General features: G+C 59.5%; 25 protein-coding genes. 12 read left to right on the forward strand and 13 right to left on the reverse strand.

Annotation, left to right across the window (positions count from 1 at the left end):
- Positions 1–412: 412 nt before the first annotated feature.
- Complete coding sequence (locus HUU46_04410) at positions 413–1021, reverse strand: superoxide dismutase (GenBank protein NUM52868.1); 609 nt, start codon at positions 1019–1021, stop codon at positions 413–415.
- 266 nt (positions 1022–1287) lie between these two features.
- Between HUU46_04410 and HUU46_04415 the strand changes: the two genes are divergently transcribed.
- Positions 1288–1593, forward strand: coding sequence for a Rieske 2Fe-2S domain-containing protein (locus HUU46_04415; GenBank protein NUM52869.1), 306 nt, complete (start codon positions 1288–1290; stop codon positions 1591–1593).
- Between the two features lie 116 nt (positions 1594–1709).
- On the opposite strand, the gene HUU46_04420 is transcribed toward HUU46_04415, so the two are convergent.
- Entirely contained in the window at positions 1710–2384 is a 675-nt protein-coding gene (locus HUU46_04420) for a PEP-CTERM sorting domain-containing protein (protein NUM52870.1), read from the reverse strand.
- A gap of 336 nt (positions 2385–2720) precedes the next feature.
- Between HUU46_04420 and amrS the strand changes: the two genes are divergently transcribed.
- Complete coding sequence (amrS, locus tag HUU46_04425) at positions 2721–3839, forward strand: AmmeMemoRadiSam system radical SAM enzyme (protein ID NUM52871.1); 1119 nt, start codon at positions 2721–2723, stop codon at positions 3837–3839.
- A 210-nt stretch (positions 3840–4049) separates the two neighbouring features.
- On the opposite strand, the gene HUU46_04430 is transcribed toward amrS, so the two are convergent.
- Positions 4050–5213 (reverse strand): hypothetical protein, encoded by a 1164-nt coding sequence (locus HUU46_04430; GenBank protein NUM52872.1) that lies wholly within the window; start codon positions 5211–5213, stop codon positions 4050–4052.
- Positions 5214–5302: 89 nt separating this feature from the next.
- Here HUU46_04430 and hemG point away from each other — a divergent pair, with 89 nt between their 5' ends.
- Positions 5303–6673 (forward strand): protoporphyrinogen oxidase, encoded by a 1371-nt coding sequence (hemG, locus tag HUU46_04435; GenBank protein ID NUM52873.1) that lies wholly within the window; start codon positions 5303–5305, stop codon positions 6671–6673.
- Between the two features lie 21 nt (positions 6674–6694).
- On the opposite strand, the gene HUU46_04440 is transcribed toward hemG, so the two are convergent.
- From HUU46_04440 to HUU46_04455, 4 genes are all read right to left on the reverse strand, one after another.
- Positions 6695–7057, reverse strand: a complete 363-nt coding sequence (locus HUU46_04440) for a type II toxin-antitoxin system VapC family toxin (protein ID NUM52874.1) — start codon at positions 7055–7057, stop codon at positions 6695–6697.
- Positions 7054–7281 (reverse strand): DUF2281 domain-containing protein, encoded by a 228-nt coding sequence (locus HUU46_04445; protein NUM52875.1) that lies wholly within the window; start codon positions 7279–7281, stop codon positions 7054–7056. The genes HUU46_04440 and HUU46_04445 overlap by 4 nt, the downstream gene beginning before the upstream one ends.
- 310 nt (positions 7282–7591) lie before the next feature.
- Positions 7592–8074, reverse strand: a complete 483-nt coding sequence (locus tag HUU46_04450; protein ID NUM52876.1) for an SRPBCC family protein — start codon at positions 8072–8074, stop codon at positions 7592–7594.
- Positions 8071–8409 carry a winged helix-turn-helix transcriptional regulator gene (locus HUU46_04455; protein NUM52877.1) on the reverse strand — a complete coding sequence of 113 codons (339 nt, stop codon included), beginning with the start codon at positions 8407–8409 and terminating at the stop codon, positions 8071–8073. Before HUU46_04455 ends, HUU46_04450 begins: the two co-directional genes overlap by 4 nt.
- A 207-nt stretch (positions 8410–8616) precedes the next feature.
- Here HUU46_04455 and HUU46_04460 point away from each other — a divergent pair, with 207 nt between their 5' ends.
- From HUU46_04460 to HUU46_04480, 5 genes are all read left to right on the forward strand, one after another.
- Positions 8617–9117: a hypothetical protein gene (locus tag HUU46_04460; GenBank protein NUM52878.1), complete on the forward strand. Its 501-nt coding sequence runs from the start codon at positions 8617–8619 to the stop codon at positions 9115–9117.
- 27 nt (positions 9118–9144) lie between these two features.
- Complete coding sequence (locus HUU46_04465) at positions 9145–9750, forward strand: sigma-70 family RNA polymerase sigma factor (protein ID NUM52879.1); 606 nt, start codon at positions 9145–9147, stop codon at positions 9748–9750.
- The gene (locus tag HUU46_04470; GenBank protein NUM52880.1) at positions 9747–10697 is read left to right on the forward strand and encodes a DUF1559 domain-containing protein; all 951 of its coding nucleotides are present in this window, start codon (positions 9747–9749) and stop codon (positions 10695–10697) included. The genes HUU46_04465 and HUU46_04470 overlap by 4 nt, the downstream gene beginning before the upstream one ends.
- A 78-nt stretch (positions 10698–10775) precedes the next feature.
- Complete coding sequence (locus HUU46_04475) at positions 10776–13037, forward strand: hypothetical protein (protein NUM52881.1); 2262 nt, start codon at positions 10776–10778, stop codon at positions 13035–13037.
- 2 nt (positions 13038–13039) lie between these two features.
- A complete protein-coding gene (locus HUU46_04480) occupies positions 13040–13807 on the forward strand; it encodes a DUF1559 domain-containing protein (GenBank protein NUM52882.1) in 768 nt (255 codons plus the stop codon).
- A gap of 258 nt (positions 13808–14065) precedes the next feature.
- Here the strand turns inward: HUU46_04480 and HUU46_04485 are convergent, their stop codons facing one another.
- The 3 genes from HUU46_04485 to HUU46_04495 form a co-directional block, all read right to left on the reverse strand.
- The gene (locus HUU46_04485; protein ID NUM52883.1) at positions 14066–14335 is read right to left on the reverse strand and encodes a PspC domain-containing protein; all 270 of its coding nucleotides are present in this window, start codon (positions 14333–14335) and stop codon (positions 14066–14068) included.
- Positions 14336–14440: 105 nt separating this feature from the next.
- On the reverse strand, positions 14441–15100 hold the full coding sequence (locus HUU46_04490) for a PspA/IM30 family protein (protein NUM52884.1): 660 nt from the start codon (positions 15098–15100) through the stop codon (positions 14441–14443).
- Positions 15101–15141: 41 nt separating this feature from the next.
- Positions 15142–15639, reverse strand: a complete 498-nt coding sequence (locus HUU46_04495) for a PilZ domain-containing protein (GenBank protein ID NUM52885.1) — start codon at positions 15637–15639, stop codon at positions 15142–15144.
- A gap of 187 nt (positions 15640–15826) precedes the next feature.
- On the opposite strand from HUU46_04495, the gene pspF reads away from it, so the two are divergent.
- A complete protein-coding gene (pspF, locus tag HUU46_04500) occupies positions 15827–16906 on the forward strand; it encodes a phage shock protein operon transcriptional activator (protein NUM52886.1) in 1080 nt (359 codons plus the stop codon).
- Positions 16907–16993: 87 nt separating this feature from the next.
- On the opposite strand, the gene HUU46_04505 is transcribed toward pspF, so the two are convergent.
- A complete protein-coding gene (locus tag HUU46_04505) occupies positions 16994–17977 on the reverse strand; it encodes an alpha/beta hydrolase (GenBank protein ID NUM52887.1) in 984 nt (327 codons plus the stop codon).
- A gap of 1359 nt (positions 17978–19336) precedes the next feature.
- On the opposite strand from HUU46_04505, the gene HUU46_04510 reads away from it, so the two are divergent.
- Entirely contained in the window at positions 19337–20746 is a 1410-nt protein-coding gene (locus tag HUU46_04510) for a hypothetical protein (protein ID NUM52888.1), read from the forward strand.
- Between the two features lie 51 nt (positions 20747–20797).
- Here the strand turns inward: HUU46_04510 and HUU46_04515 are convergent, their stop codons facing one another.
- Positions 20798–23032 carry a hypothetical protein gene (locus HUU46_04515; protein NUM52889.1) on the reverse strand — a complete coding sequence of 745 codons (2235 nt, stop codon included), beginning with the start codon at positions 23030–23032 and terminating at the stop codon, positions 20798–20800.
- Positions 23033–23242: 210 nt separating this feature from the next.
- Here HUU46_04515 and HUU46_04520 point away from each other — a divergent pair, with 210 nt between their 5' ends.
- Both HUU46_04520 and HUU46_04525 read left to right on the forward strand, forming a co-directional pair.
- Positions 23243–23515 carry an antitoxin gene (locus HUU46_04520; protein NUM52890.1) on the forward strand — a complete coding sequence of 91 codons (273 nt, stop codon included), beginning with the start codon at positions 23243–23245 and terminating at the stop codon, positions 23513–23515.
- The gene (locus HUU46_04525; GenBank protein NUM52891.1) at positions 23512–23952 is read left to right on the forward strand and encodes a type II toxin-antitoxin system VapC family toxin; all 441 of its coding nucleotides are present in this window, start codon (positions 23512–23514) and stop codon (positions 23950–23952) included. Before HUU46_04520 ends, HUU46_04525 begins: the two co-directional genes overlap by 4 nt.
- Positions 23953–24379: 427 nt before the next feature.
- On the opposite strand, the gene HUU46_04530 is transcribed toward HUU46_04525, so the two are convergent.
- Positions 24380–25711 carry a hypothetical protein gene (locus HUU46_04530; GenBank protein NUM52892.1) on the reverse strand — a complete coding sequence of 444 codons (1332 nt, stop codon included), beginning with the start codon at positions 25709–25711 and terminating at the stop codon, positions 24380–24382.
- Between the last annotated feature and the right edge of the window lie 103 nt (positions 25712–25814).

The raw sequence follows: 25814 nt of genomic DNA on the forward strand, positions 1-25814 counted from the left end.
TTACCCCGAAGGGGTTTCGGCGCGCAGCCCAGGGTTGGCCCGCCGAAGTCGCTTCGACGCAGGCGGGGCTACCCTGGGTACCAACCACCCGCAGTTAGAGGCTCTAAAAGATTGGCCCGCCAATCAAGGCCATGATCCACATCAGCAGGCGGTAAAGCACCTGCACAGCCGGAAGCAGGAACCCGTAGAACACATCAAAGTACGGCATATGACCTTCCCTCCCCCGCGTACGGCGCACCGCACTCACGGCAGCGCGCCCTAAGCACCTACAGAGTTCACGCTATACCTTTGCGCCAAATTCGTCAAGGGCCGCTTCGCTCCGGATAATGCGGAAAAGGGGACCTCGCTTCGCGTACGCAAGGTCCCCCTAATTTTTCGCGCATGTAGCGCTTCGCTCGCGGATCGCGGGCGCTTACTTCGCCGCGGCGTAGAGCTCCGCTACCTTCGCCCAATGAATCACGTTATAGAACGCCTTGATGTAGTCCGGGCGGCGGTTCTGATAGTTCAGATAATACGCGTGCTCCCACACGTCCATGCCCAGAATCGGCGTAAGGCCCTGCATTAACGGCGAATCCTGGTTCCCGGTGCTCAAGACCTGCAACTTCCTGTCCTTATTCACGACCAGCCACGCCCAGCCGCTCCCGAAGCGCGTCGTACCGGCCTTCGTGAACTCTTCCTGGAACTTCTCGAAGCCGCCGAGTTCCGACTTGATCGCGTCGGCCAACGCACCGCTCGGCTGACCGCCCGCGTTCGGCGCCATGATCTGCCAAAACAGCGTGTGGTTCGCGTGACCGCCGCCGTTATTGATGACCGCCTGCCGCTTGGCTTCCGGCACGTCGTTGATATTCTTCAACACCTCCTCGATGGGGTGCGCGTCGATGCCCGTCCCTTCGAGCGCCGTGTTCACGTTCGTGATATACGCCTGGTGATGCTTGTCGTGGTGGATTTCCATCGTTCGCGCGTCGATGTGCGGCTCCAGCGCGTTAAACGCATACGGAAGCGGGGGCAAAGTGTACGGCATCTATTGGCTCCTTCCTTCTGGCCCCCGGAAAGGGGCTAACGGTGTTGTTCCCAAGATCAGCGTGGTTGCCAGCTATAACAACACAAATTGGGCGCATGATTCCAGCCCGCCAAACCAACTCGAGAAGCCGTGGGCGCTGGCGGCATGGCGTTGTTTTGAAGACAAACCGCGGGCGTTTCGGGCCGCAGCCAAGCACTTGAAGTGCCTTCCGCATACGAGTAGACTCCTGCCGCTTTGTGCAAGTTCAAATCGGTTTGAGGTGTGCAATGGCGGAAGTGGTAACGGTCGGGGTCGCGTCCGACATTCCGGACGGCGAAGGCAAGGCTTTCACCTGCGGCAAACACCGTGTTGCCGTGTTCAATATAGGCGGCACCTTCTACGCAATCAGCGACTCCTGTCCGCACGCTGGCGGGCCCCTATCCGACGGCTGGCTCGACGGCACTGAAGTCACGTGCCCGTGGCACGGCTGGTCCTTCGACGTTAAGCCATGCGACCCGGACCCGAAAGACGGCGTGTGCCGGTACCGTGTCCACGTTCACGGCGACAAACTGAATATCGAAATCCCGGACTAACCCGTGTTTTCACGCGAACAGCAGCGCCACGTAACTGAACGCAACTCGCAAGAGAATCGAAACGCGCCCGTTCTCCCCGAACGGGCGCGCGACACACGCAGTTCGATCTTGCTCGTCTAACGGTTGCGGAAGAAACGCCGGCGCACGGCGATACCCACAAGGCCGGCCCCAAGCAACGTTACCGTCGCGGGTTCCGGAACGACTCCGTCGTTCGTCAGTTGAAACGCCAACTCGACGTTGGCATCAACCCAGACTTGCGGCGCTTTCGCGTGGGCATCACCGCCGACCGCATTGGAGAATGACCAGTTCCAAAGACTTTGGACTAACTGCCCCTTGACGGGGGTGGACACATTGTTTGCAATCGCCAACCAATACGTTGTACCCGGCGTAAGCTCGAGTGGATTGATGTCCATTACGTACTCGTATTCAGTAAGCGCACCTGCAACTACTGTCCCATTGTCGCTCGATTGCACAGCATCCACCAGCGTGTACAGCGGCACAGCGCCTGGTTCGCCGCCATTGTCCGCAAAGATGAACACCGTGAAATTGTCGACTATGGGTACCTTGTCCCCATTGCCGTTTTCGCTGTAGAAGCCCCACCAATGGATATCGGTGATGGTGTTCGCTCCCTCTTGGAGAACGAAATTATCCGCCGCCAGGAAGAACACCCCGTCGCTGGCAAGTCCCCAAATCGACTGGGTTGCCCCATTATCGAAGATCACCTCCGCATCGGCGGTTCCACCCCACGCGGTAAGTACTGCTACCGCAAGCAAAACCCATTTCGATCTCATGACTTCTCCTTCATTAACACTTGACGCCTGCGTCACTTCTCTCATTAGGCGCCATACACCACCAATTGTGGTAGCAGCAAGAATTGATCCATATCTATTGTGTGTAATAAGGCCTTATTATTCAATAGGTTAGGAAAATGCAAAAGTTAGATAATTTACAAAATCCCATAAATATGAATCAAAAAATGGTCACAACTGACTAATGTGTGCCCAACCCATCCGGCGCCCAACACCTCTTGCACTGCCAACCCAAACTGTATCCTCGGCAGGCAGGCAGTGCTACAATGAATGTGTGGGAAAAGACCATTTGCCTTGATGCAATGGGAGCGACCCAAGATGGCAGCGGTTACTTCAAACCTCCGCGACTTGCTCACGCGCAACACCATTTCGGCCGCGCCACAGCTTACGGCCGGCGAGGCGGGCGGCGCGGTGCGTTGTCTCGCGTGCGGGCACCGCTGCCTCATTCGTGAGGGAAAGTCCGGTATATGCCGGGTGCGTTTCAACGTCAATGGGACGCTGCGCGTTCCGGGCGGATATGTCGCCGGACTACAGATCGATCCGATCGAGAAGAAGCCCTTCTTTCACGCGTATCCCGGGCGCGACGCCCTGTCGTTTGGAATGCTGGGGTGCGACTTCCACTGCGGGTACTGCCAAAACTGGGTTACGAGCCAAGCCTTACGCGATGACAATGCGATCGCGCTCCCGCACATGTGTTCGGCGGACGAACTCGTCGCGTCGGCCGTGGCCCACGGCGCACCCGTAGTGGTGAGCACCTACAACGAGCCGTTGATTACGTCGGACTGGGCGGTAAAAGTATTCGAAAAAGCGCGCGAGCGTGGTCTCGTCTGCGGCTACGTAAGCAATGGGAATGGCACGCCCGAAGTCCTCGAGTTCATTCGGCCCTTCGTCTCGCTGTATAAGGTCGACCTGAAGGGATTCAACGACAAGCAGTACCGGAAACTCGGCGGCGTGCTTCAGAATGTTCTCGATACCATCGTGCGCTTGAAGGAAATGGGGTTCTGGGTCGAACTGGTTACCTTGGTGGTTCCGGGTTTCAACAGTGGCGACGACGAACTGCGCGCGATGGCGAAGTTTATCGCGGGTGTATCGCGCGATATCCCGTGGCATGTCACCGCGTTCCACCCGGATTACAAGATGACCGAACCGCCGCGCACCACCCTCGACGACCTCGACCGCGCGTACTCGGCGGGCAAGGAGGCGGGGCTTCGCTATGTCTACCCCGGCAATCTGCCTGGCCTCGTGGGGAATCGCGAAAACACGGATTGTCCAAAGTGTGGTGCGACGCTCATCCGCCGGCACGGCTTTACCGTCATCGAAAATCGCATGAACGGCGCCGCCTGTTGCGAGTGCGGGTTCATCGTGCCGGGCGTATGGGAACAAGATGCGCCGCGCCGAAGTGTCGGCAGTGGCTTGCCGCGCGCCCTTCGAATTTAATTTAAATGGGGACAGTCACCTGTTATTTTGCATTCTCGCGTGCGCCAGACATCGTCGCCTTGTGCCTTCTTCCCTATTCACTTTATGTCGTTCGGCTGGCGATCCGTTCACCAGCCACAGTCGTGATGCCCGGGACGCATACGCATTTGTTGACGACATAAAGCGCAAGTAGAGAGGCACTGGCAATCACTAACGAGCTCGCGCGATTGCCTACTGCCCTACCGGCTGTGGCATGCCCTCGTTCACCAGGCTCATTGCACCGTCAATCGTGAGCGAGAGATCCATCAAATCCGGCTTGTCTTCGGGCTGCAGCAAATCGTCCAAACTTCGGGCGCCTGGTTCGCCGGACATGCTCGGAATGAGTTGTTGCAACAACCGTCCCGCGTCGCCGAGCTGCTCCTTGATACGCAGTGCAAACGTCATATCGAGCGCCGCATGCACCAACCGCCCGGTTTTCACGTCGAAGTAGATGATGTTCTCGCCCTGCAAATCGAAAAGCGGCACGCTGAACAACATCGGTTGTTCACCCGGATTGCCGCTCGCGCTCGCCTGCGTGTCCTTCGCCCGCGCACCGATCTGCTGGCGGACGACGCCGCATTCGTAATTCCCCAACCGTTCCAAGCCGATCAGCTTGTTGTGTACCGTCGTATCGATTGCGTCCCCGATTCCCGGCACGGGCAATTTCAGCTTTGTCTCCCATTCCATTCCCTCGGCCAATTCCGTATTCGGAAACTTCAGGTGCGGAATGGTCGCGATCGATCCCAACATGTCTTTCAACGATCCCGGGCTTGAAATGTCCAGAATGGTCCCGTCCGGCGCAACACGCATTTCGATCGGCGTAGTCAGGAACGCGTACTGCGGTGTGTGTTGTACGGCGTCGCCTTTTGGATCGCTCGCGTCGGTCGGCTGATCGAACGATATCTCGAACGGACTCTCGAAAAAGGTGCCTGCGACAGACGCGTGCTCGAAGACGAACCGCATGTCTGCCGTTCCGTCGTCCGCTACTTTCTTTGTGTAAAGCGTAACGTCGCTGCCAAACTTCATATAAACTTCCGCGAAGTCGCCGCTGTCCGTTCCGCCGCCCTCGATTTCCGTGTCCAACCGGTAGGCCAGAAGTTGCCCTTCTTCGAACGACGCGGTGAAGGGGCCCTCGGGCAGGCGTTCCACCACGGCCGGGGCCTGCTCACCGCGCGTGATCGATGGCGAACCAGCGGGCACCTCCGCAACCAACGTCTCGGCAACCTCATCGCGTTCGGCGCCGATCCAATACCCAACACCAATACCGCCCGCCAGCGTCGCAAGAATCACGCTTGCGAGAACTGCGTATTGCTTCGCCGAAAGAAGCGGCGGTGGCGGATAGAAATTGTCGCCCATAACACCTCAAGTGTACCACACGCTCGGACGCGGCAATCGCGTCGCTGTTGCACAAATCGTTATACTGGGGTGCGCGTTATGAGGATTCGATGACGTACGAAACCAAAGTGGCGGTTCTTGGCGGCGGCGTGACAGGCATGTGCGCCGCGCACTACTTGTGCGAACTGCTCGGCCGGGAATCGGTGCTCGTGCTCGAATCCTCCGACACCGCCGGCGGCACCACACGCACCGACGCCGTCGACGGCTTTCGTCTCGACTGGGGCCCCAACGGGTTTCTCGATCGCGAACCGCTCACCTTGAAGTGGGTCGACGATCTCGGCCTCACCGGCGAATTGGTCCGAGCGAACGAGGCCGCGGCAAAACGGTTAATTCTGAAGAATGGTCAACTCGTCGAAATCAAGCCGCCGCCGGCATTCTTGTTCAGTCCGCTGCTATCCGTGCGCGGCCGCCTACGGCTGCTATGCGAACCGTTTGTCGCGCAGAAAACCGATATCTCGCCCGAGACCATCTGGAACTTCGCCGCGCGCCGCATCGGACCAGAGGCAGCGGACACCCTCGTCTCGTGCATGGTGAGCGGAGTGTTTGGTGGTGACGCCAAACTTCTCTCGCTCGAGCACTGCTTTCCCCGTATGGCCGCGATGGAGCGCGAGTACGGCACGCTCTTCAAAGCCTTGATGAGCAAACGCCGCATCAATAAGAGCGCCAGCGCAATGGGACCGGGAGGCGTGCTGACGACGTTTCGCGAGGGTATCGGATTTCTTCCTCGTCACGTCGCCGAACAAATCGGGCCGCGCATGCTTTACGGTAACGGCGCGAAACGAGTCACGCGCGAGAACGGCGAATACTCCATCGAGACATCCGCCGGCGACACAGTGAACGCGCGTTACATCGTGGTCGCCATGCCAACCCACGCGGCCGCAGTTGCGCTGGCCAATCTCGATCCGGACCTCTGCAATACGCTTACAAACATTCCCTACGCGGATATTGTGGTCGTATGTACCGGGTACTCGGGAGACCAAGTAGCGCGCGATGTTGACGGCTTCGGGTTCCTTGTCCCGCGCAGCGAAGGCAAACGCGCACTCGGTTGTCTATGGACTTCTTCGATCTTCCCTCACGAAGCGCCGAGCGGCGGCGTACTGCTCCGCACGATGATCGGCGGCGCAACCGATCCGGACGCCGTGCGGCTATCCGACGCCGAGTTGCTTGCCATCGTCCAGCGCGAGATTCACCCGCTTATGCAGGTCTCCGGCGCGCCTCAACTTGTCCGCATATTCCGCCACGCGCCCGGGATTCCGCAGTACTTGCTCAACCATGCCGAAAACCTTGACGCCATCGACGCAGCGGAACAACGCCACCCCGGTCTCTACTTCGCCGGCAACGCCTACCGTGGCGTCGGGCTCAATGACTGCGTTGTGTCCGCCGTTCGCGCCGTCGAACGACTCGCCGCGCACGACAAGTGAGATGATCGCCCGCAACACGAACTACACATTGTAAGGGACGCGTATGCCGCCCCATTCTTCTTTGAAGTCCTTAGTATTGCGAGAGACCAACACTGCGTTTTGTGTTTTCGCCGTCGCCCAGATAATGGCGTCGGGCAATCGCACGTGATACCTGCGGCGCAATTGTACCGCCGTTTCGGCGACCGCGAGATCGAGTGGAATGACTGCAAAAAGGGTTTCGAGGAAGTCGCGCAATTGGGAATCGTCGCCCTGCGCCCCGGCCAGGACCTCCATCCAGGTGATTCGGCTGACAAGTACTCGTTCATAGCGATCGTACTCCGCATCGGCTGACGGCGACCCGTTCAGTGCATCAATCACTATGTTTGTATCAAAGACCGCTATCATGCCCGTTCCCACTCGGAGCGGAGGACTTCTTGATATTTCAGCGAATCAATGTTGCGTCCACGCCAGGATCCGAAGGCAGGGTGTTGATGGAGCGTACGCTTCCCGGGCACAAGTTGTTCGGTCGTCGCTTGATGTCGCAGAAATGAGATAAAGTCGAGTACTTCATTCTGCTTTTCCAACGGCAATTCGCTCAACTGCTGTTGAATTTGCTCGACCGATTTCATTTCCTTCTCCTCCGTAGCAAATTCTGCTTCCGCGAGACTCCATTGGGGGCACGATCGACTTCTAACGTTTCACGATCGACTTTTTGCGGAATTCCCCTTGTTCATTTCTTCGCATCGAGCAGCCTGCGTTTCATCGCCGGGCTGGACCGTCAATACGCGGCTTCGCGTTCCGACTCGATTTTGCGCCAAAGCTCAATCGGTACGATTACCCCAACGTTTTAGCCCTTGTCCGCCGTTACGAATTGAATTCCACCGGTACCCGACAAACCAAGTCCTTAATCACATATAGTATACTTGGCGCGGGGAACGATCACATCGTCTTCACGTGCGCGACCAACTGGTCCAGCGCCTTTCCCCAGCCTTCCGCGAATCCCATGTCCTCGTGCTGCTTGCGCGAAGTCTCGTCGCGGTGCAGCGCCGTCGCCACGTAGCGCGTGCCGTTGCCACTTGGCTCAAGCTCGAGGATCGCCGTCATGAACGGTTTCTCGGCGGGTCGGTACCCAGGCAACAGCGCATCTGTCCACACGAGCCGTTCGTTAGGCACGATTTCAAGGTAACATCCTTCGTTCGGGAACGACTGCCCCTCCGGCCCATTCATAATCGTCCAGAACCTGCCGCCCTGCCGCAGGTCAATCTCGCACTCCGACACATACCACGGCTTCGGACAGAACCACACCTTCACGTGCTCCGGCTCGGTCCACGCTTTCCACACGAGTTCGCGCGGCACGTCGATTACCCGCTCAAGCTTCAGGTCAAGTTTTGGATCAAACGTGTAAATGGGGGAGAGGCTCATAGCTGTTGCTCCTTCAATTTCAAGAGATACTCGTCAAGCTGATCCAAACGGCGCTCCCACAGCGAACGCTGCCGCATCAGCCAGTCTTCCGCGATCTTCAAACGTTTCGGCGCGAGCCGATACGTCCGCACACGGCCCTTCTTCGTGGATTGCACCAGGCCGGTATCTTCCAGCAGCCGCAAATGCTGCACGAACGATGGCAGTGCCATGTCGAACGGCCCCGCCAACTCGCTCACCGATGCAGCGCCCCTGCTCAGCCGTTCCAGCACGCGCCGCCGCGTCGGGTCGGACAGGGCGCGAAAGACCGAATCGACCGATTTCAGTTCGGCGGACATGCGACAGACTGTAACAGAAAATGATACTTAGGTCAACACCTAAGTAAAAGCGGCCCGCGCCCGCGCGTCCCGCTGGTGTCCGCAAGGAATCGAGGTTCGGTTACAATTGAATACGTGGTTTGGACGTAGCTCCTTGACTGTCGCGCGTCCGAGAAACGGACGGTTTCACCGCGACAAAACGTGGGGACAATCAGAGGGAGAATTGCTATGCAACGGTTCCGCTTTTCGCTGTGTATGACCGCTCTACTGGCGCTGGCAACGGTCGGATGTGGGAAGAGCGCTTCGGAGAGTGCCGCGGAAAAAGTCGTCGAGTCCGCGATGGCGGCCCAGGGCCAAAAGGCCGATGTCTCAATCGATTCAGATTCTATGAAAGTAACGACGAGCGAGGGGACGATGAGCATTGGTGAAGGGACGAAGGTCCCGGACAACTGGCCATCCGACGTGCCGGTCTACGCCGGGGTGAAACTCGTGACGGCCTTTTCAACCCCCGAAGGCGCAGCGCTTCAGGGTACGACAACCGATTCCGCAGCCAAAGTAGAATCGTTCTACAAAGATCAGGCCGCAAAGAACGGTTGGACCGAAGACGCATCCGTCAAGCAGGGTGAGATGGTGTCGCTGATCTACAAGAAAGAAAAGCGCGTCTTGTCGGTGATCACCACCCGTACGGGTTCTGAAACTTCTGTGGCTATCAGTCTCTCGAACCAGTGAAGTCCGGACTGAACCACCCAGACGCCTATGACGTATTCTTCGCAGGACAGTAGTCTAACCGAAAGCGACGAGGCGCTGATGGCGGCGGTCTGCGACGATTCGACGGAAGCGTTCGAGCAGCTCGTGCGCCGGTACGAGTCGCCGCTCTTTAACTACGCGTGCCGCATGCTCGGCGATCGCATCGAGGCGGAGGACGTGTTTCAGGAGACATTCCTACGAGTGTTTCAACATCGCGCGCGGTACCGTCCCGGTGCGCCTGTACGCCCCTGGATATACCGTATCGCCACCAACTTGTGCCGGGATCGGCTGCGGACTCGCAAGCGTCGGAGGCTGACATCCTTGGAATCTTCCACGGCAGAAGCAAGCGACTCGTGGCCCGTGGCGAATACTATTGCGAACGGCAATCCCGCACCGGATGCGCTGGCGCGCGCCAACGAATTGGAGCAACGGCTGAAAGCGGCAATCGAAAAGCTGCCCATCAAGCAAAGGACAGTGTTTCTCATGGCTCGCTACCAAGAAATGCCATACAACGAGATTGCCCGCGCCTTGTTCATCCCCGTGGGCACCGTGAAATCGCGCATGAACAAAGCCGTCACCTACTTGCTTGGTGAGCTGCGGGACATACTGCCATGAATCCCCGTGACGTGGAACGCACACGCCTGGTTCGCGGTTACATTCTGGGCACGCTCTCCGCGGCGGACCATGCGGACGTGGAGCGCCTGGTCGAACATTCAGATGAATGGCGCGAAACGCTGGAATCGCAGCGGAAAGCGATCGCTGCGCTGCAGTCGGTATCGGCAGAATCGCCGCCGCCCGACTTAGCCGCATCCGCCGTCCGGCGCGCTATCGAAGCGGACGTTGAGGTCAGGCGTGTGAATCGTCGGAGCGGGTTTCCGTGGGTTCCAGTCCTGGCTAGTGCCGTGGTGGTTTGCGTAGTGGTCTCCGTTGTGTTGCCCTTGTTTTCACGGGCCCGAGAAGCATCGCGCCGTGCCAGCAATCAAAACAATCTCAAACAACTGGGAATAGTCTTCAAGATGTACGCGGACGAATCCAAAGGCGAGAAGTATCCGCCCATCGCGCCCTATCCCGATGTGTGGATGTTCGACATTCGGTCCGTGTACCCGGAGTACTTGACCGACCTCGCGGTCTTGGTGAACCCGGAATTGCCGGAAGCCGAGAAACTAACCGAGGAGCTAAACGAACTTGCTGCAAAGAAGCCGGTCGATTGGGAACGTATCACCCGAATCGCGGCAAGGAGCTACACATATACGGCATGGGCAATCCAGGACGCGTCCGAACTCAAGCCCCTCGCCGAAGCGCGCCGAGGCCTCGACGCCGCACAACTCGATGGCGACATCCACGTGGGCGGAAAAACATTCTATCGGTTGAAGGATGGCATCGAGAGGTTCTTCATAACAGACATCAACAACCCGGCATCTTCGAGCGAATATCAGTCCCTGCTCCCCGTTGTTTTTGACACGTCACCCCGTGCACGTCCATCGGGCGGAAGTATCCTATATCTCGACGGACATGTAGCGTTTGAAATGGATCACCCGGATATTCCATCCCTCCTGAAATGAACCTTCCCACTCCGCCGGCGTACTGACAATTGCCGGCGGACATAACGGCCCGCCGAATAAACGCATGGAGGGCCGCCCATGAGACACGTTCAAGCCATTGTGCTCCTTGTGACTTTTCTGGGGTTTCCCGCGCACGCAGACAACATAGCTGCGTTACCGTCGCTGTCCCAGGCGCAGATGCAGATACCCTGGGCCGACTTCCGCGTAATGTGGGAAGCGCTAAGTGCCGCAAAGGAAAAGGTCACCCCGCCTCCGCCTAAACCGCCCGCCCAGTGGTCGCTTGTGGAAGCAACCTACCTCGCGGAAGCCCGCGAAGATAGTGCATCAGTAAAGATCACCGCAACCTTTCATCTGCAAATCTGGGAGCCGTCGGAATGGGTGCGCATTCCGCTCGTCGGCGACACAGTCGCGGTAACCGGCCTCACGCTTGACAACGCGCCCGCCAGCCTTACGCCAGACGACAATGGTCAATTAACGCTGCTAAAACAAGGCGCGGGCGAACATGACGTGAACATGACGTTCTACGTAGCAGCCACGGAGAATCAGGGCGTCGTCTCGTTTGAATTTCCATGCCGGGAAAGCGCCATGACGCGCATGACCCTGCGCATCCCCGCGAAGGACGCAAAGGTCCACGCGCCTGCGGCGAGCGTCACGGAGGTAACGCAAACGGAGACCGGTGTCCAGGCGGATTTGGCCTTCCCAAAATCGCAAAAGCTCGCCGTAAGTTGGACACTGCCTGCGAAGTTGCCGGTTGCCCCGCCGGCAGTCGAGCCGCGAATCGCTTGCACATCGTGGACGCTGGCTGCGCTGACTGAATCCTATGTCACCAGCACGGTGCAACTTCGCTATCGGATATTACGCGGGGACACCGACACGTTTTCCGTACTGCTCCCAGCCGAAGTGAACGTGCTCGAAGTCGCAGGACAAGGTCTCGCGTGGTCGCGCCAAGATGAGGAATCCAAACAACGGATCGAGATCAAGACCAACCACCGCGTAAACGACAGCTACAACGTGACCCTCGCCTACGAGCGCCCATTTGACGGAGAATTGGCGAACATCCCGCTCCCGAATGTGCCTGGTGTTGTGCGCGAGTCTGGTTACGTCGGCGTTTCCGCACGCGGCAACGTCGAAGTGAATCCGGCAGCAACTATCGAAGGACTGACTCGGCTCGACACGGCGGAACTGCCGGCGGAATTGCGATCCATGTCAGCGACGCCGCTCTTGCTAGCGTTCCGCTACGGTGAGGGCGAACGCCTACTCGCTGTAGATGTGAGACGGCTCGAGGACGTCGCAGTTCCCGACTCGAGCATTGATTTCGCAAGCCTGACCACGCTTGTCACCGCTGACGGCATGGCTGTTACCCGGGCCTCGTACGACGTTCGTAACAGCGTGCGGCAATTCTTGCGCTTGAATGTCGGCAAGAGCGCCGAGATTTGGTCGGCCATGGTCGGCGACCGCGTCGTAAAACCTGCGCGCGATGCGGCGACGGGCGAGGTCCTCATCCCATTATCGAAATCGGTCGAGGTAGACCGGCGCCTCGGAAGTTTCCCGGTCCAACTGCTGTATATGCAACGAATCGCCGAGCCGAAGGGGCTGTGGTGCGCAACGGACCTCACCGCGCCCGCAACGGACATTTTGGCGAGTACGGTCGATTGGGAGGTATTACTGCCCGAGCGGAGGACCCTGTTCTCTAGCGCGGGCGATGTCCATCCGTCTAGTTCGCCGCTTCCGGGCACGATCGTAATGCAACGTACTGGTCCGCAACCAACGTCGGTGACGCGGCAGGAGACGCTATACCGGCTGCGAGAGGGAGTCGAACGGTTTTACATCACCGATATCAACGGCCCTGCGTCTCAGGCACAAGCCGGCTCCCCGCGCTATTCGGGAGATATGTTGACGCCGCAAGAAGCCGGTTCATCCAAGGCTGCGTCCGCGATCTCCGGCGTGCTTCCGGTTCCCGTCAATTTGCCCAAAGACGGGATACCCTACCGTTTCGGCGCCATCCTCGCCGCGCAGGGAAGGCCGTTGACGCTCACGCTCACCACCGTTCCGCGATCGATCGTTTCATCCATTCGATACACTGCGCTCGCCGCTGCACTTCTCGGCGGCGCGCTAGCGGGCCGCTTCGTCGTAGCGCGGTTCACGCGAAGAATCTGGAGTAGAGGACGTCATGTTGCACTCGCCGCCTGCATTACCCTGGTGACGTGTGCGGTTGCGTTTGCGGGTGCGACCGTTAGCGCATGCGCGGCCGCGGCGTTTTGCGGATTTGCGTTGGCGCTTCTCTCGGCCTCGTTGCGGCGCGTGAGTGCGCCAAAGCCGTACTCGGCGGAGGCGGCGTGATCATGCGAGCGCGAATCCCTGGGTCGAAGACTCGAATCGTGGAACTCGCCGCCATCCTCGTTGTTGTGTTCGCCACGATCCTGATTTGTCTTCCAATGTTCTCCCGCGCACGCGAGGCATCACGTCGAGCCAGTTGCCAGAACAATCTGAAACAGATCGGGATTGTCCTCAGGATGTATGCATCCGAAAGTCGCGGTGAATTTCTGCCCCCGCTGAGCCCAATCATCGACAATTGGATGTTCGATCTCCGATTAGTCTATCCCGAGTACTTGGCCGATCTAAACGTCCTCGTCTGCCCACAAAGTCCGTTTTCAAAGCCCGGCCTCTTTGATTCGGCGCGCCAGACCGGCAGCAGATCGATGGACCCGGAATGCGTCTCCTCGCTTTTCTATATCTACACGGGGTACGCAATCTTCTCCGATGAGCAAGCAAAGGGGTTATTCGACGCATACATGATCGCCCCGCATTCCGTAATAGCGGGAAACATCCTGGAGGTGTTGGTCCCCGTCTGGCCGGATTCGACGCGCATCACCGGCTCGCCAGGTTACAGCGGAATCCCCGTTGTCTGGGACCGCGTACCGCTCGGCGAAGACGAGTTTTCCCATACTCCGGCCGGCATAAACGTCTTGCATTTCGATGGCCACGTCGAGTTCATAAAGTACAGCCACTACAACTCGTCCAACTATTTTCCCGCCACCCGCGCGGGCGCGGAAACATTCGGGAGTGTAATGCCAGTCCTTCCCGCGCACTGCATCGGATTCTGGCGTTAGGCATCGCCGCCTTCGATTCGCCTTCGCCTGTGGTACCGGCGCGGCAAACACGCATCGAAAAAAGAGGTGCTCGCGGTGCGGAGGGGCGCCGCACCGCGAGGGGAAGGGGAAGTAGGGTGTGTCAACTTCCCATTGAGGGGCTTGAGGTTTCTATCGTATGACGAAGGCCAGCCGCCTTCGAGTCGCGATCTTGATCGTCCTGGCAATCGAGGTTCGGCGTTCAGCCAATCTCGCCCGGTTCCACCATGTTCTGTCCAGTTAATACCTGCAACGCGGTTCGGGTTTCATCAACAGCGCTGCCAGAATGTACAGCAGCACAATCGGGAAAAAACCAGTCAGCACGAACGTGACGACCACGATCACGCGCGTCCAGAACACCGATATGTCAAAGTATTCCGCGATGCCGCGGCACACGCCGAAGAACACGCCGTCGCGCGAACGGTATAAGCCCGTACGTCCGTACCCGTATGAATATCCCATCGTCGTTCCTTCCTTTCGTCCCACGCGCGGCCGTTGGGCCGTCGTCATTGTTCGGTCCGCCTCGTTCCCGACTTTCCAGTTGGGAACGCACTCTTGAAAAGCTCTGCTTTGGCCCACAAACAGACCATCAGTCTTGCCCGTAGTCTCTTGCCCCTACCGTACCGAGGCGCCCTTGAGCTTGCGCAGTTCCTGTTCGATTTCGTCGTCGTCATCAAGCGCGTCGATCGCCTCGCTCAGACCCGGCAACGGCGGTGGTCCCGCAAGGTCCGCCTCCGCTTCCAGCCGCTCGATGCGATACTCGACGTCGTCGAACCGTGCGAACACGTCCGACGTTTCCATGCGTCGAATGTCACCCTGTGCGCGGCGCTTGTGCACCGCGTGGATGTGCCGCTGCACCAGCACGCGCTGTTTCTCGCGCGCCGCGTTCAACTTCTCTTCAAGCAGCTTCATATCCTCGTTGTACTGGTCAATCACGCCGGAGCACTGCGCGTGCTCGCGATCGAGCGCATCAACGTGCTCCACCTGACGGCGCTTCTCGATCAGCGCCTCGCGCGCCAAATCGTCGCGGCCCTTGTCGACCGCGCGCTGCGCGCGGGCCGACCAATCGGCGACCTGCTTCACCGCCGCCTCGCGGTCTTGTTCGATGCGCCGTTTCGCGGCCTTCGCGCCCGCGCACGACGCCTTCAATTCGATGAGCGTGTCTTCCATCTCGCGCACCATCAGGTTCACGATCTTTTCCGGGTCCTCGGCTTGGTCCAGCATCGCGTTGATGTTCGAGCTGATAATGTCGCGCGCCCGTGTGAAGATACCCATGTTTCCTCCTTCGTCATCCATTCGCGGCGATTGCCGCGTCGTTAGTAACCCAGCGCCAGCACGTTTCGCATCGCGCCGGTAAGGCGCTCGCGCTTCTTCCAAATCCAGTGCGGCTCCTCGTTTGCGGCGAGCGAGACAAGCTTCCACTCCGCATAGATAAAGTGCCGGTTGCGCAAATCGGCGACGGCCGCCTGCTGCTTCAGCGCCGCGCACATCAGCGCGCACAACGCCACGCGCGCGTCGCCTTCGTCGTGATACACGCGGATGCCTGCGCGATATCCATCCGCACACTTCTCGCACCACGCGACTCGGCCCTTCAGTTCCACCGTGCCGTCGCCGCGTTTCGGTTCGTCGACTTCGAGCATCACGCGCTGGCCTTCCCGCAACGGGTGCGAGACCAGTACTCCGATTCCTCCGTGATCGACATCCGCGAGCGTCGCGTGACCGCCGATTTCACGGCCCAACTGGTACCGGACTGCTGCGGCGCAGGACACCCGCTTCGCGCGCCGGCGTTCCCGATTCGTGGTCAACTGGTTCATGGTTCCGAGCTCCCGTTTCGTCTTGTGACACACCGCAGTACACAATCCACGTGCCAGAATCGGCCAGACTACACAAGGGCTTGTAACTATTCGGTTTAGCGTTGCTTACACCTAGAATTCCCTTGACCTGCTCTGGTGAAAATCGCTAAACTCTGGCTTCGTCACGAAACCGATGGCGGAGAACCCTATGGCCGGACCCCGCGAGACGCCCCCGCCCGCCTCACGCGCAACACAAGCCCCGCAGGAAGCGCTGGGCCAATCCGAGATATTCCTTGGATTTCAGGAACAGCTCTCTCGCGTGGCCCGCGTGGACAGGCCCGTCCTCCTTATCGGGGAACGCGGCACCGGCAAGGAACTGGCCGCGTCCCGCTTGCACTTTCTGTCGCCGCGGTGGCAGGAACCCTTCGTTGCGCTGAACTGCGCCGCGCTCGCATCCACGCTGATCGAGTCCGAACTGTTCGGACACGAGGAGGGAGCATTCACCGGCGCGGGCCGCCGCCGCTCGGGCCGTTTCGAGGCGGCGAACCAGGGAACGCTGTTCCTCGATGAAATCGGCAATATCCCCATCGAGACGCAAGAGAAGATACTGCGCGTGGTCGAATACGGCAGTTTCGAGCGCGTGGGCAGTTCGCGCTCGATTCAGGTGGACGCCCGCATCATCGGCGCAACGAATATGAACCTGGCCGAGATGGCCGAACTCGGCCACTTCATGCGCGACCTGCTCGATCGCCTCTCGTTTGAGGTGCTTTTCATTCCGCCAATGCGCGAGCGCCGGGAGGACATCATGCTCCTCGCGAACCATTTCGCGGCGCGTATGGCCTATGAGTTGAATCGCGGCGATGTGCCCCAGTTCACGGATCGCGCCGTCGCCAAACTCGAGAACCACGACTGGCCGGGCAACGTACGCGAATTGAAGAATGTCGTCGAACGCGCGGTCTACCGCTCCGACGACGCAATAATCACCGACGTGGAAATCGTTTTCGATCCGTTTTGTTCGCCGTTCAATGTGAAACAACAACGGACCTTTGCACCTGCGGCGCAATCGTCGTCTTCGATCGTCGCGCAACCCGCCGCCGCGCCGGCCCTCGACACGTTGCTCGAGGGGAAAACGTACGACGAGGCCATTCGCGACGTGGAACTGACGATGCTGCGTTCCGCGCTCGAGCGCGCGCGCTTCAACCAGCGCAAAGCCGCCGACCTGCTCGGCCTGACCTACCACCAGTTCCGCGGCCTATACAGAAAATACACCGACGATCTCGGCGAATAGCGCCGCGTTTCATCCGCAAATGCTCACGGGCCACGCAATCGATTGTTGCGCCACGCAAGTGCGGCGACGCGCCCGGCGGGTTCCCGTTCACTTCGGCAGCGGCAGATATTTCTCCAGGAACCGATCGATCACGTACTGACAATGCTTGTTAATCTCGACCGCCGCGTCCATCGTGTGGGGCCACCCCTCGATCTTGTCATACGCATTCGGGATTCCCAACGCGTCTAGATTGGCGTGGAGCCGGTCGGTCTCCACGAATGGGACCAATTCGTCGATCGTGCCGTGGAAACTCAACGTGGGCGGGTCGCTCCTGTCCAGAAATGTCAGGGGCGATGCCTTGGCATACAGCGCAAAATCTTCGTCTTGCTTCTTGCCCAGGAAGTTGATCGCCTCGGGCGCTTCTTTCGCCAGTTCGCCGGTTAGATCGGGCACACCATAAAAGTTCACCACGACCTGCACCCTGCTGCTCTGCTCCGGATTGCCGCCACTGCCTTCCATCGCCGGATCGTCGCAATACCCCACCATCATCGAGAGATGTCCGCCCGCCGACCCGCCAATTGCCGCTATTTTCTCCGGGTCTGCGCCGAACTTCGCGGCGTTCGCGCGCATCCAACGCACAGCCGCCTTGCAGTCCTCGACGGCAGCGGGGAAAAGGGCGTCCTGCCGCAAGCGGTAATTTATCGTCACGCAAACGTAACCCTTCGCCGCGTAATCGATGCAATAGACCTCGTAGTCCTTCTTATCGCCCATCTGCCAGCCGCCACCGTGAATGAAGACAAGCGCGGGTACCGGCTTCGCGAGTTCCTTCGGCGCGTACAGATCGAGCAGCAACGGTTTGTCGCCGCCTTTGCCGTACTCGATGTCCTTCGTGACCGCGATCGACGCCGGCAATTCCTTGGGCGGTTTGATCAGCTTCACTTGTCCCGATAGCACCGCCTTCTGGACTTCCTTGTAATCCGTATACCCCGGCGGGACCTCCGGAGCGCCCTTCACAAGTTCCGCAATCTCATTGCCGCGCGCAACGAACGCAATGAACGACCCAATTAGAAATAGCACGATCCGTTTCTTCATAGTCCTCATCCGATATCTCCACCGTTGTGCGCGCACCCCGCCGACGAACGGTGAAGTATATCCGATGCTACTACGAGAAGACTGCCATGAGCGATCGACTTCACCCTGTAAGGCCATCGTGTTGCACTCGGGCGAGCGAGGTAGCGACCAGCGAAGTAGCGAATAGCGATGGAGTTAGGAAGCAAGGGGACGACTTACGACGACCATCTGTGGTCGCGTGGCACGTGGTGGCTGTGCACGATTCAATCCGCTTTTCTCGTTTCCAAGCTCCTTGCCACCGAGCGTATCCGCACCCGTTCCCAAGCTGGGAGCTTGGGAACGAGCGAACGAGCGAGAGGCTTTCACCTTACATGCCCACCGCGTTGCATCCTCTTTCGCTTAACGCTCTGGAGGACAGGCACCTCTTACGCGACTGCCACGGAGGACAAGGACCTTTTGGGCTTTCAGCGGCGTCCGAGGAAAATCTGGGGCGGGGGGGTGCGGAATTCTTTTGTCGAAACAAGGGGTATCGCGGGCGAAGTTGTGCGGCAGCGGTTCGGTAAGGTGGCGCGGATTCTTGACGATACAAGGAGGGGGGTGTCGTATGGCTTTTTGACGGTTCAAGGGGGGCGCGATGCCGAAATCGTCGTAAGTCCAGATTCTGTGGTAGCCGCGGGGATGACACCCCCCGGTGAACTGGGGTGCAGATTGGCTCGGGCGGAATTGGAGCAAGCGAAACTTCTCGAGGTCAGATCTTCGTGTTCGACATGGAATGAACCTTTGGTCCGCTCCTACCTTGTGTTGAACGCTATCAGGGGCGGCACGATATCGGGGTCAGTACTGGGAGCCAAGGCGGAAACCCAGTGGTTTGCTCCGCTCAAACTTATGGGTGCTTCAAACAAGGCACGAACAGGAACACTGGTCTAAGTCCGCCCGGCGCGGAGTCCGGGCTCTACGATGCCCCGCAAAATCTTGTGGAACGGACGATTGGTCCGACGGCAAGAAAGGCGGCGATACCGTGCCAAACCCGTTAAGAATTCACGTCCAGGTTTATGGCGCGTGCAGCGGCCGCGGCCTTTTTTGGATTTGCCAAAGACACTCGCATACCCGTACGTTCCTGTTCTAACCTCTAGCCCAGCGTGTTGCACTGGGAGGTGACGCGAAGTAGCGAACGGTGAGGCAGCGAGTAATGAACAGGTCAGGAAGTCGAAAGGACCAATAGGACCTAAACGACCAAAAAGACGAAATGGACCAACACGCTGGCAATGCAGGGTGACGTCACATTTTGTCATCGCGCTATTTTCAGTGGACTCTGCCAGGGCCGCCTTGGCTGTGGTATTCTCGTGCCCGCCATCGGGCGTGCAGGTTTGGAATGGACTCATGCGTTTTGTGATCGCGTTGGCTCTGTCGGTTACTCCGGTTCTTGCCGCCGAACCGCGCCTATTCGACCAGCAACACCTTTCTGAAGACCCCGCGGCAAAGGCGAACTGGAAACTGACGCGCACCGCGGCATCGGAGGTCAACGGGCCGACGCCGTTGATCCTTGTTCACGGGCTGAGCACCGATTTTTGGGAGGTGTTCGTGCGCTGGGCGTCGGAGAGCGACGAGGCCTCCGAGTTCCGCCAAGAATTCCAACTCTGGAAATACCTGACACCGAACGAAGGCGTCAACGCCGCGGTGGGCTACAGCGACGCGTACCCGGGATTCGACGAAAGCCTCGCGGCATATCTCAACCGCTTCATCCTCGACGCCGAACTAAACGGCAGTGAAGGCACGGACGGCGAGAACTACCTCCTCCCCAATGGCCCCTTCTGCATGCTTACGCACAGCCAAGGGGGCGTCACCGCGCGCGCCTTCCTCGCCAATTTCCCGAACATGGCCGAACGCTGCCTTGGCGTCGTCACACTCAGCGCGCCGCACACGGGTTCGCCCGGCGCCACGCCGGAATGGGTGCGCTACGCACTCGCGCAACTTGGGCCGCTCCCCCGGCAGATTCTCCCGCAACCGTTGCGCGGCGTGTTCGCCGGCTTTTTGCTCGATAACTATCTTTCGACGCAGCGCCAGAGCGACATGGACATGGGCTGGGCCAACTTGGACGCGCAAGGCATCGGCGGCATCCCGACGCGGACGTTTCGCGCGTGGATTCCCTTGCGCGGCTTCGAGTGGCGCACGCTCTCGGCCCGCGACGCGAACGCAACCGACGCGCGCGAGTTGCCCGGATACTCCGATGAAACGTTTGAGCCCGCAGACCTTTTGCCGAATTACTGCGGCGGCATCGACGAGATCACGCCGAAGAATCGAGGCGGGATCAACATGGACAAGTTCTTTCTTTATGGCGCCTACCTGGAACCGGGAAATAATCTCGACGAGTTGCGCGACCAAGCCGAACAGGCCTACGGCGGGGGGAACACCGGCCTGTACTACGATGCGGCCTTGCGTCTTCTCAGCGCACTTATGGCGCAAATCGAAACGAACGGATCGCATGCGCCGCTCGGGACTTTTCTGTTGAGTGACGGCTTCGTACCACTCCAAAGCCAACTCATGCTCGACGGCAGGGAAGACAAACTCATCTACAAGACGCGCGTGGTCAATGGCCGGACACTCCCGCTGCGCCCCTTCACGCCGCGCCTGAAACTGATCCGCGAGCACACCCTAGCGAATCCGGACCGCCTCCGCATCCTCGAAGGCTGGAGCCATTACGACACGATCACCGGCCGCTACGACGATGACACCCAGTCGAGCCCGCTCTTTCCCTTGGTCGCGCAAGATTTGTTGAGTGTACTGCCATAGACTCGCTCCGGCGAATGTGCATAGTCTCGCTCTATTCGCTCCGGCAGTGGATTACTCACCGCCCGACTTCAGCGATTTCCACCAATCCAACAAATCCACCAAGGCCTGCGGCGAATTGGTGGGTGGGGGGTTACCAAACAAGTCGGTCGTATTTACGCCGTGGCAATTCGTGCATACGCGGATTTCGCCCGATTTGAACGTCACCCAGAGCCGCTCGCGGACGGCGGCCGTGCCGTCGGGTTCGGTGGTCTGCCATGCCATGGCGCGTTGCGCCGGCACGAAGGCGGCAGCCGATCCGTCGTCGGCGATCTTTACCGCGCCTTCCGGCGCGTTCGCATTTGGCGGGTTCAGGTCATCGCCCATTGCGCGCCCAAGCACGCGCCGCCCGTCCCAGCGATAGCCGCGCACTTGCTTGCCGCTGAAGAATTGAAGCCACTTGATTTCTTTCGGCGTAGACCCTGTCTCCGCGTGTTGGTGGCCGCTGCCCGCGACTTTCAGATTGAAGTCCTGCTGCTCGTCCGCGCGCATGGTCACATCGCGCGCGATGACCAGCGCAAGATTGTTGGCAACAAGATAGTCGCGCAATTCCTGCACGCCAGCTTCGCCGCCAAGCTCGGCATCGAGGATGTCTGCCTCGATATCCGGAAGCGGTGTCACGTTCGACTCGGGACGCGTCCGCGCGACGACCTCTACCGGCTGGAGTTCCCACATTAAGCCGTCGTACTTCACCTCGCGGTAGCCGTTGTTCTCGAAGTACTTCACCTTTCCGGCGATGCCGCCGGGGATTAGCCGCGCGCCGGGGATGAAGCTCTTGTTTGGCCCGCCCTTGACGAGTTGGCGAATCGCGAAATCATAGCGGCTGCTGTAGGTGTACGGGTTGGGATAGCCGGGATCGTTCACGGTCTCTTCGTCCGCGTATGGACTCGAGCTATGCGCGGCCCACAGCGTCCCGTCGGTCATTGGCATCGGGTCGCGAAACAGACCCGGGCGCGTGTCGTCCGGCTGTTGCCCGTCGCCGATGTACCCCGCCGTGTTCTTGTGCGTGATGTACTTTACGGCGAGATCGTCCGCGTTCTTTCCTCGCGGCGCGTCGAGGCGCACGATCTGCCCCGCGGCGTGCGTGGAAAACTCCGGGGCGTTCGTCCCGTAATACCGCCCGGGTTTCGTCGGGTCCTCGGCGAGCTGGAAGAAGTTCGTGATGCGCGGCGTCGAAAACGCGTACGCCTCCGGCAGGTAGTCGCGCGCGGCGGGAATGTAGCCGACCATTTCCAAACGCCCGATATGGTTCAACGTCTCGTGGTCCGATCCGTCTTCGTTGATGGCCCACGGCATGAAGTGGTTGAACGTATGCCCGTTCTCCGTGTCCTGCAAATCGTCCCACGTGGGGTTGTACGCGCCGCCGGGCCCGTGCGTCCCGCGCGCTTCGGGAAACACTTCGTCGCCGGGGGCCAAGTCATGCTTCTGGTTTGTCTCCTCGGACTCGTAGGTCACCACGTCATACGACGTATCGCCGCCGTTGATGATTGCGTAAATATCCGCATCGGCCTGCTGATCCCGCTGCAAATGGTCCCACCGGGTGAAGACGATGCGCCCGAAGCTGTCCACGAACGGGTCGAAGTCGCCCGATGGCGCATGATCGAGGATGTGCAGATTGCTGCCGTCCGCGTTCATGATCCAGAGGCCGGACACCGTCGCCGTCGATTCGTATTCGTCCAACTGCGGATACAGGTCCCGGTCGCCGTTCCGCGGCCGGTCACTCGTAAAAACGATCCGGTCGTCCGTTGCATAGCATGGCGCGACATTGTTGTAGTTCTTGGGCTGCTTCAGCTTCTTGATGGACGCCGTCTCGCCTTGGCCGATGCCGGTCACCTCGTAAATCTGGAAATAGACGGGGGAGTAGTCGTCCTGCGTGATGCCGCCTATGACCATGCTGAAGAGTGCCTTCGTGCCATCCCAATGCACGTGGGGGTCGCGAACGGTGAGCAGCTTCTTCTTGTTCACGCCGTACCCCAGTTCGGCGGTCAGATTCCGCAGTGTCCCGTCCGGGTAGCGGATGTACAGGTGCCCGCCGCGCGGGGAGGAACCGGAGTTCCCTTTGTGGTTGGCGAACGTCGAATTGACCATCGCGAAGTCGCCGGCGTACGGCGTCTGGGTGACGAACATCACGGGATTGGGAATTGCGATTCCCTTGGCCTCGTCCGCGACAGACGAGGCCGGCACAATTCCGGGCAAGAGGAGAAAGAGGAGCAGGAACGGGTGGGCAGGGCGCAGCTTTCCGTCTAACATTACAACATTCCCTCTCTAAGACCGAGAACCCCAGAAAGCAAAAGGCCCTGCTAATTCATACCTGAAAAGCCCCCAAAACGCAAGAAATGTTCGGTATATTTAACTCTTATGTTTATAATAATTTACTTAGTATGCGGCGTCTTTTGTCCGGCAAGGTTCCCACGATTCAGGCATCTTGACAGCAGTAGATTGAGGCATCATAATGCGTACATGAGAACTACCGTCACACTCGATCCTGATGTGGAGCGCTTGCTCAAAGACGCGATGCATCGTACCCGGCGCTCGTTTAAGGAGACGTTGAACGACGCCGTGCGCACGGGGCTTCGTGTTTCTGAACCCCAGCGGGAACGCAAGCCCTTTAAGGTTGAGGCGCGGCCCATGGGATTGCGTCCGGGCATCGATCCCGCGGGTTTCAATAAGCTCGTTGATGAGCTTGAGGTCGAGGACTTTATCGCGGAATTGAAGCGAACCGAATCGACGTGATCATACCCGATCTCAACGTGCTCATCTACGCCCACGATCAGAATTCGCCCCACCACACGAAGGCGAAGGCGTGGTGGGAGAATTGTCTCTCGGGGTCTGAGCCCGTAGGTTTACCTTTGCTCGTGCTATTCGGGTTCATGCGTATCGCCACGAATCCGCACTTATTCAGCCACGCGATGACGCCAACCGAGGCTGCCAGGACTGTCCGATCATGGCTCGAGGTTGCGTGCCTGCAAGTAATTGAACCCGATCCGCGGCACATTGAGCGCGTACTAACCCTGCTCGAAGAAATCGGGACGGCTGGGGACCTGGTCACCGACGCCCAGATCGCGGCGCTTGCCATCCAGTATGGCGCCATCGTCCATACCGCGGATGCCGACTTCCTGCGCTTTGCGAAGGTGCGCTGGCTGAACCCGCTCACGGGAGTGGGCAACTGAAGCGTTTCGCTTTTAGAAAGCGTTCACGCCCGGCAAATGGGAACGTCATCTTATTCCGCGTAGGACCGCGACGGAGCATAGATGCCCGACCTAAAATCTAAACGGCTCATCGTCGCGAAAGGCGTCCTATTCCTTTGCATCGCGGTCGTTGCGTTTCTGTTGCTCCTGTTGGAAAGCCCGTTACCGCGCACGGCCGTTCTGGCAAGTGTCTTGGTGTGGGCCTCGTGCCGGTTCTACTACTTTCTGTTTTACGTGCTGGAGAAATACGTCGACCCGACGTTGCGCTATGCCGGCATTCTTGCACTGCTCCGGGCGGTCGTGGCGCGAGGCAGGGCGTCTTTCCCGAAAGCGCCGGAGGACAATCCGTGGGCCTGCGGTTCTTGTCGGCAATGGTGTACGGGCTTGGCGCGTCCCCGCGTGCTTGGGGTCACTGTGAAGGTGGGACGACGCGTTGCCAGTCGTGTGGCAGTACAAGTTCCATGAGCCAAACCTTATCATTTCCCGGGTTGCGGCCCCAGTTCGTGGCCCATACAATTCGCGAGCCGTCCGCGCTGATCGCCGCGTGCGTCTCTTCCCAGTAGCTGCTGCACGTGCCGTACACTTTCGCGGCGAAGTACGCGCGCGGGCGCGCGGGATCGAGGCGGACGAGGATGATGGATCGGTCCAGCCAGTTCTTTGCCGCGACGCCTGGTTCGATGTGCGTGGACACGAGACACCAGCCGGGGTAGTTGCAGGAGATGTGTACGCCGCTGCTGAAGCCGACGGGGGAGTCCGATGCGTAGAAGAGGCGCACCAGCGGCACATGTCCGGAGCCTTCGTACCGGCCGCCGGGAGCGATGGGCTTCACCGCGAGATCGAGCGGGATGAGATCGATGTAGTCCGTCTGCGCGTTTTGCATCACGATCACTTCGCTGCCCTGCGCGTCAAGCCCGACGTCGGCGTGGCCCGTGCTGTAGTGCAGCGGATGGAACCGCTTCAATGTGCGGTCGGCCATCACCAATCCGGCCAGCGGCGCGGCATTGTCGTGATCCGAGCCTACGAGCACCCAATTTCCCTTGGGCGACATGCCGACCCAATCGATTCGCGACTCGGCCGCCGCGAGTTTCCGCAGGCCGATCACCTGGTCGTCGGTGCGGTCCCACACGAGGAGATACCGGGCGCGATAGTCTTCGTTCATGCCTTGCACGATGAACGCCCAGTAACGCCGATCCAATGACGCCTCGCCTTCGTCCTTCATCGTGATTCGGTACAGGTCGGGTTCGGCCTTCAGGATCGGTCCGACGACGGGATCGGTTCGGAAGTCCTTGACCACCGTCGACTCCCCCGATTCGACGTCGATTCGGAGGATGCTGAACTCGCGCGTGCCCCAGAGCGTTGTTCTGGTGGCGGCGTCCCAACGCGGTTCTTCCAGTTCAATCGTGCGCACGAGTTGGCCGTCCACATCGTACGGGCGTTGATTCGTCTTGAATACATTCCATGCGCCGTTCGCGGTGTCCATGAGGAGGATCAGACTGCAATCGGCGTTGAATGGATCATGGCGCGAGTATTCGTGGCGCAATCCTGTCTGAGAAGTGACGCGCGTCTGCGATGTTCCCAATCGTTCGTCGCGCACGCTGGCGCCGGGTTCCGGTGCTGCTGCATTGGGCAATGGGATGAGAGGGTTGTCTTCGGCATGGGCATCTGGAACGGGAACGAGCGCCGCCCCTGGCTGACCAAACGCCGCAAGCCCAAAGAGAAACAAGAGAGTCGGATGGATCATGGCGCAATCCCCCACGGCCGTAATCCTGGAATGAGTATAACATGGCGCGGCCCGACTGGTCCGTTGGGATGTCGTGCTGCGAACCAGAGGAATCTCGAATCTC

It is taken from the genome of Candidatus Hydrogenedentota bacterium (genome assembly GCA_013359265.1).
In the GTDB taxonomy this organism is placed as follows: domain Bacteria; phylum Hydrogenedentota; class Hydrogenedentia; order Hydrogenedentales; family SLHB01; genus JABWCD01.

Coding starts and splice junctions, on each gene's coding strand:
- HUU46_04410 (NUM52868.1), bottom strand. CDS start 1,021: ATGCCGTACACTTTGCCCCCGCTTCCGTATGCGTTTAACGCGCTGGAG.
- HUU46_04415 (NUM52869.1), top strand. CDS start 1,288: ATGGCGGAAGTGGTAACGGTCGGGGTCGCGTCCGACATTCCGGACGGC.
- HUU46_04420 (NUM52870.1), bottom strand. CDS start 2,384: ATGAGATCGAAATGGGTTTTGCTTGCGGTAGCAGTACTTACCGCGTGG.
- amrS (NUM52871.1), top strand. CDS start 2,721: ATGGCAGCGGTTACTTCAAACCTCCGCGACTTGCTCACGCGCAACACC.
- HUU46_04430 (NUM52872.1), bottom strand. CDS start 5,213: ATGGGCGACAATTTCTATCCGCCACCGCCGCTTCTTTCGGCGAAGCAA.
- hemG (NUM52873.1), top strand. CDS start 5,303: ATGACGTACGAAACCAAAGTGGCGGTTCTTGGCGGCGGCGTGACAGGC.
- HUU46_04440 (NUM52874.1), bottom strand. CDS start 7,057: ATGATAGCGGTCTTTGATACAAACATAGTGATTGATGCACTGAACGGG.
- HUU46_04445 (NUM52875.1), bottom strand. CDS start 7,281: ATGAAATCGGTCGAGCAAATTCAACAGCAGTTGAGCGAATTGCCGTTG.
- HUU46_04450 (NUM52876.1), bottom strand. CDS start 8,074: ATGAGCCTCTCCCCCATTTACACGTTTGATCCAAAACTTGACCTGAAG.
- HUU46_04455 (NUM52877.1), bottom strand. CDS start 8,409: ATGTCCGCCGAACTGAAATCGGTCGATTCGGTCTTTCGCGCCCTGTCC.
- HUU46_04460 (NUM52878.1), top strand. CDS start 8,617: ATGCAACGGTTCCGCTTTTCGCTGTGTATGACCGCTCTACTGGCGCTG.
- HUU46_04465 (NUM52879.1), top strand. CDS start 9,145: ATGACGTATTCTTCGCAGGACAGTAGTCTAACCGAAAGCGACGAGGCG.
- HUU46_04470 (NUM52880.1), top strand. CDS start 9,747: ATGAATCCCCGTGACGTGGAACGCACACGCCTGGTTCGCGGTTACATT.
- HUU46_04475 (NUM52881.1), top strand. CDS start 10,776: ATGAGACACGTTCAAGCCATTGTGCTCCTTGTGACTTTTCTGGGGTTT.
- HUU46_04480 (NUM52882.1), top strand. CDS start 13,040: ATGCGAGCGCGAATCCCTGGGTCGAAGACTCGAATCGTGGAACTCGCC.
- HUU46_04485 (NUM52883.1), bottom strand. CDS start 14,335: ATGACGACGGCCCAACGGCCGCGCGTGGGACGAAAGGAAGGAACGACG.
- HUU46_04490 (NUM52884.1), bottom strand. CDS start 15,100: ATGGGTATCTTCACACGGGCGCGCGACATTATCAGCTCGAACATCAAC.
- HUU46_04495 (NUM52885.1), bottom strand. CDS start 15,639: ATGAACCAGTTGACCACGAATCGGGAACGCCGGCGCGCGAAGCGGGTG.
- pspF (NUM52886.1), top strand. CDS start 15,827: ATGGCCGGACCCCGCGAGACGCCCCCGCCCGCCTCACGCGCAACACAA.
- HUU46_04505 (NUM52887.1), bottom strand. CDS start 17,977: ATGAAGAAACGGATCGTGCTATTTCTAATTGGGTCGTTCATTGCGTTC.
- HUU46_04510 (NUM52888.1), top strand. CDS start 19,337: ATGCGTTTTGTGATCGCGTTGGCTCTGTCGGTTACTCCGGTTCTTGCC.
- HUU46_04515 (NUM52889.1), bottom strand. CDS start 23,032: ATGTTAGACGGAAAGCTGCGCCCTGCCCACCCGTTCCTGCTCCTCTTT.
- HUU46_04520 (NUM52890.1), top strand. CDS start 23,243: ATGAGAACTACCGTCACACTCGATCCTGATGTGGAGCGCTTGCTCAAA.
- HUU46_04530 (NUM52892.1), bottom strand. CDS start 25,711: ATGATCCATCCGACTCTCTTGTTTCTCTTTGGGCTTGCGGCGTTTGGT.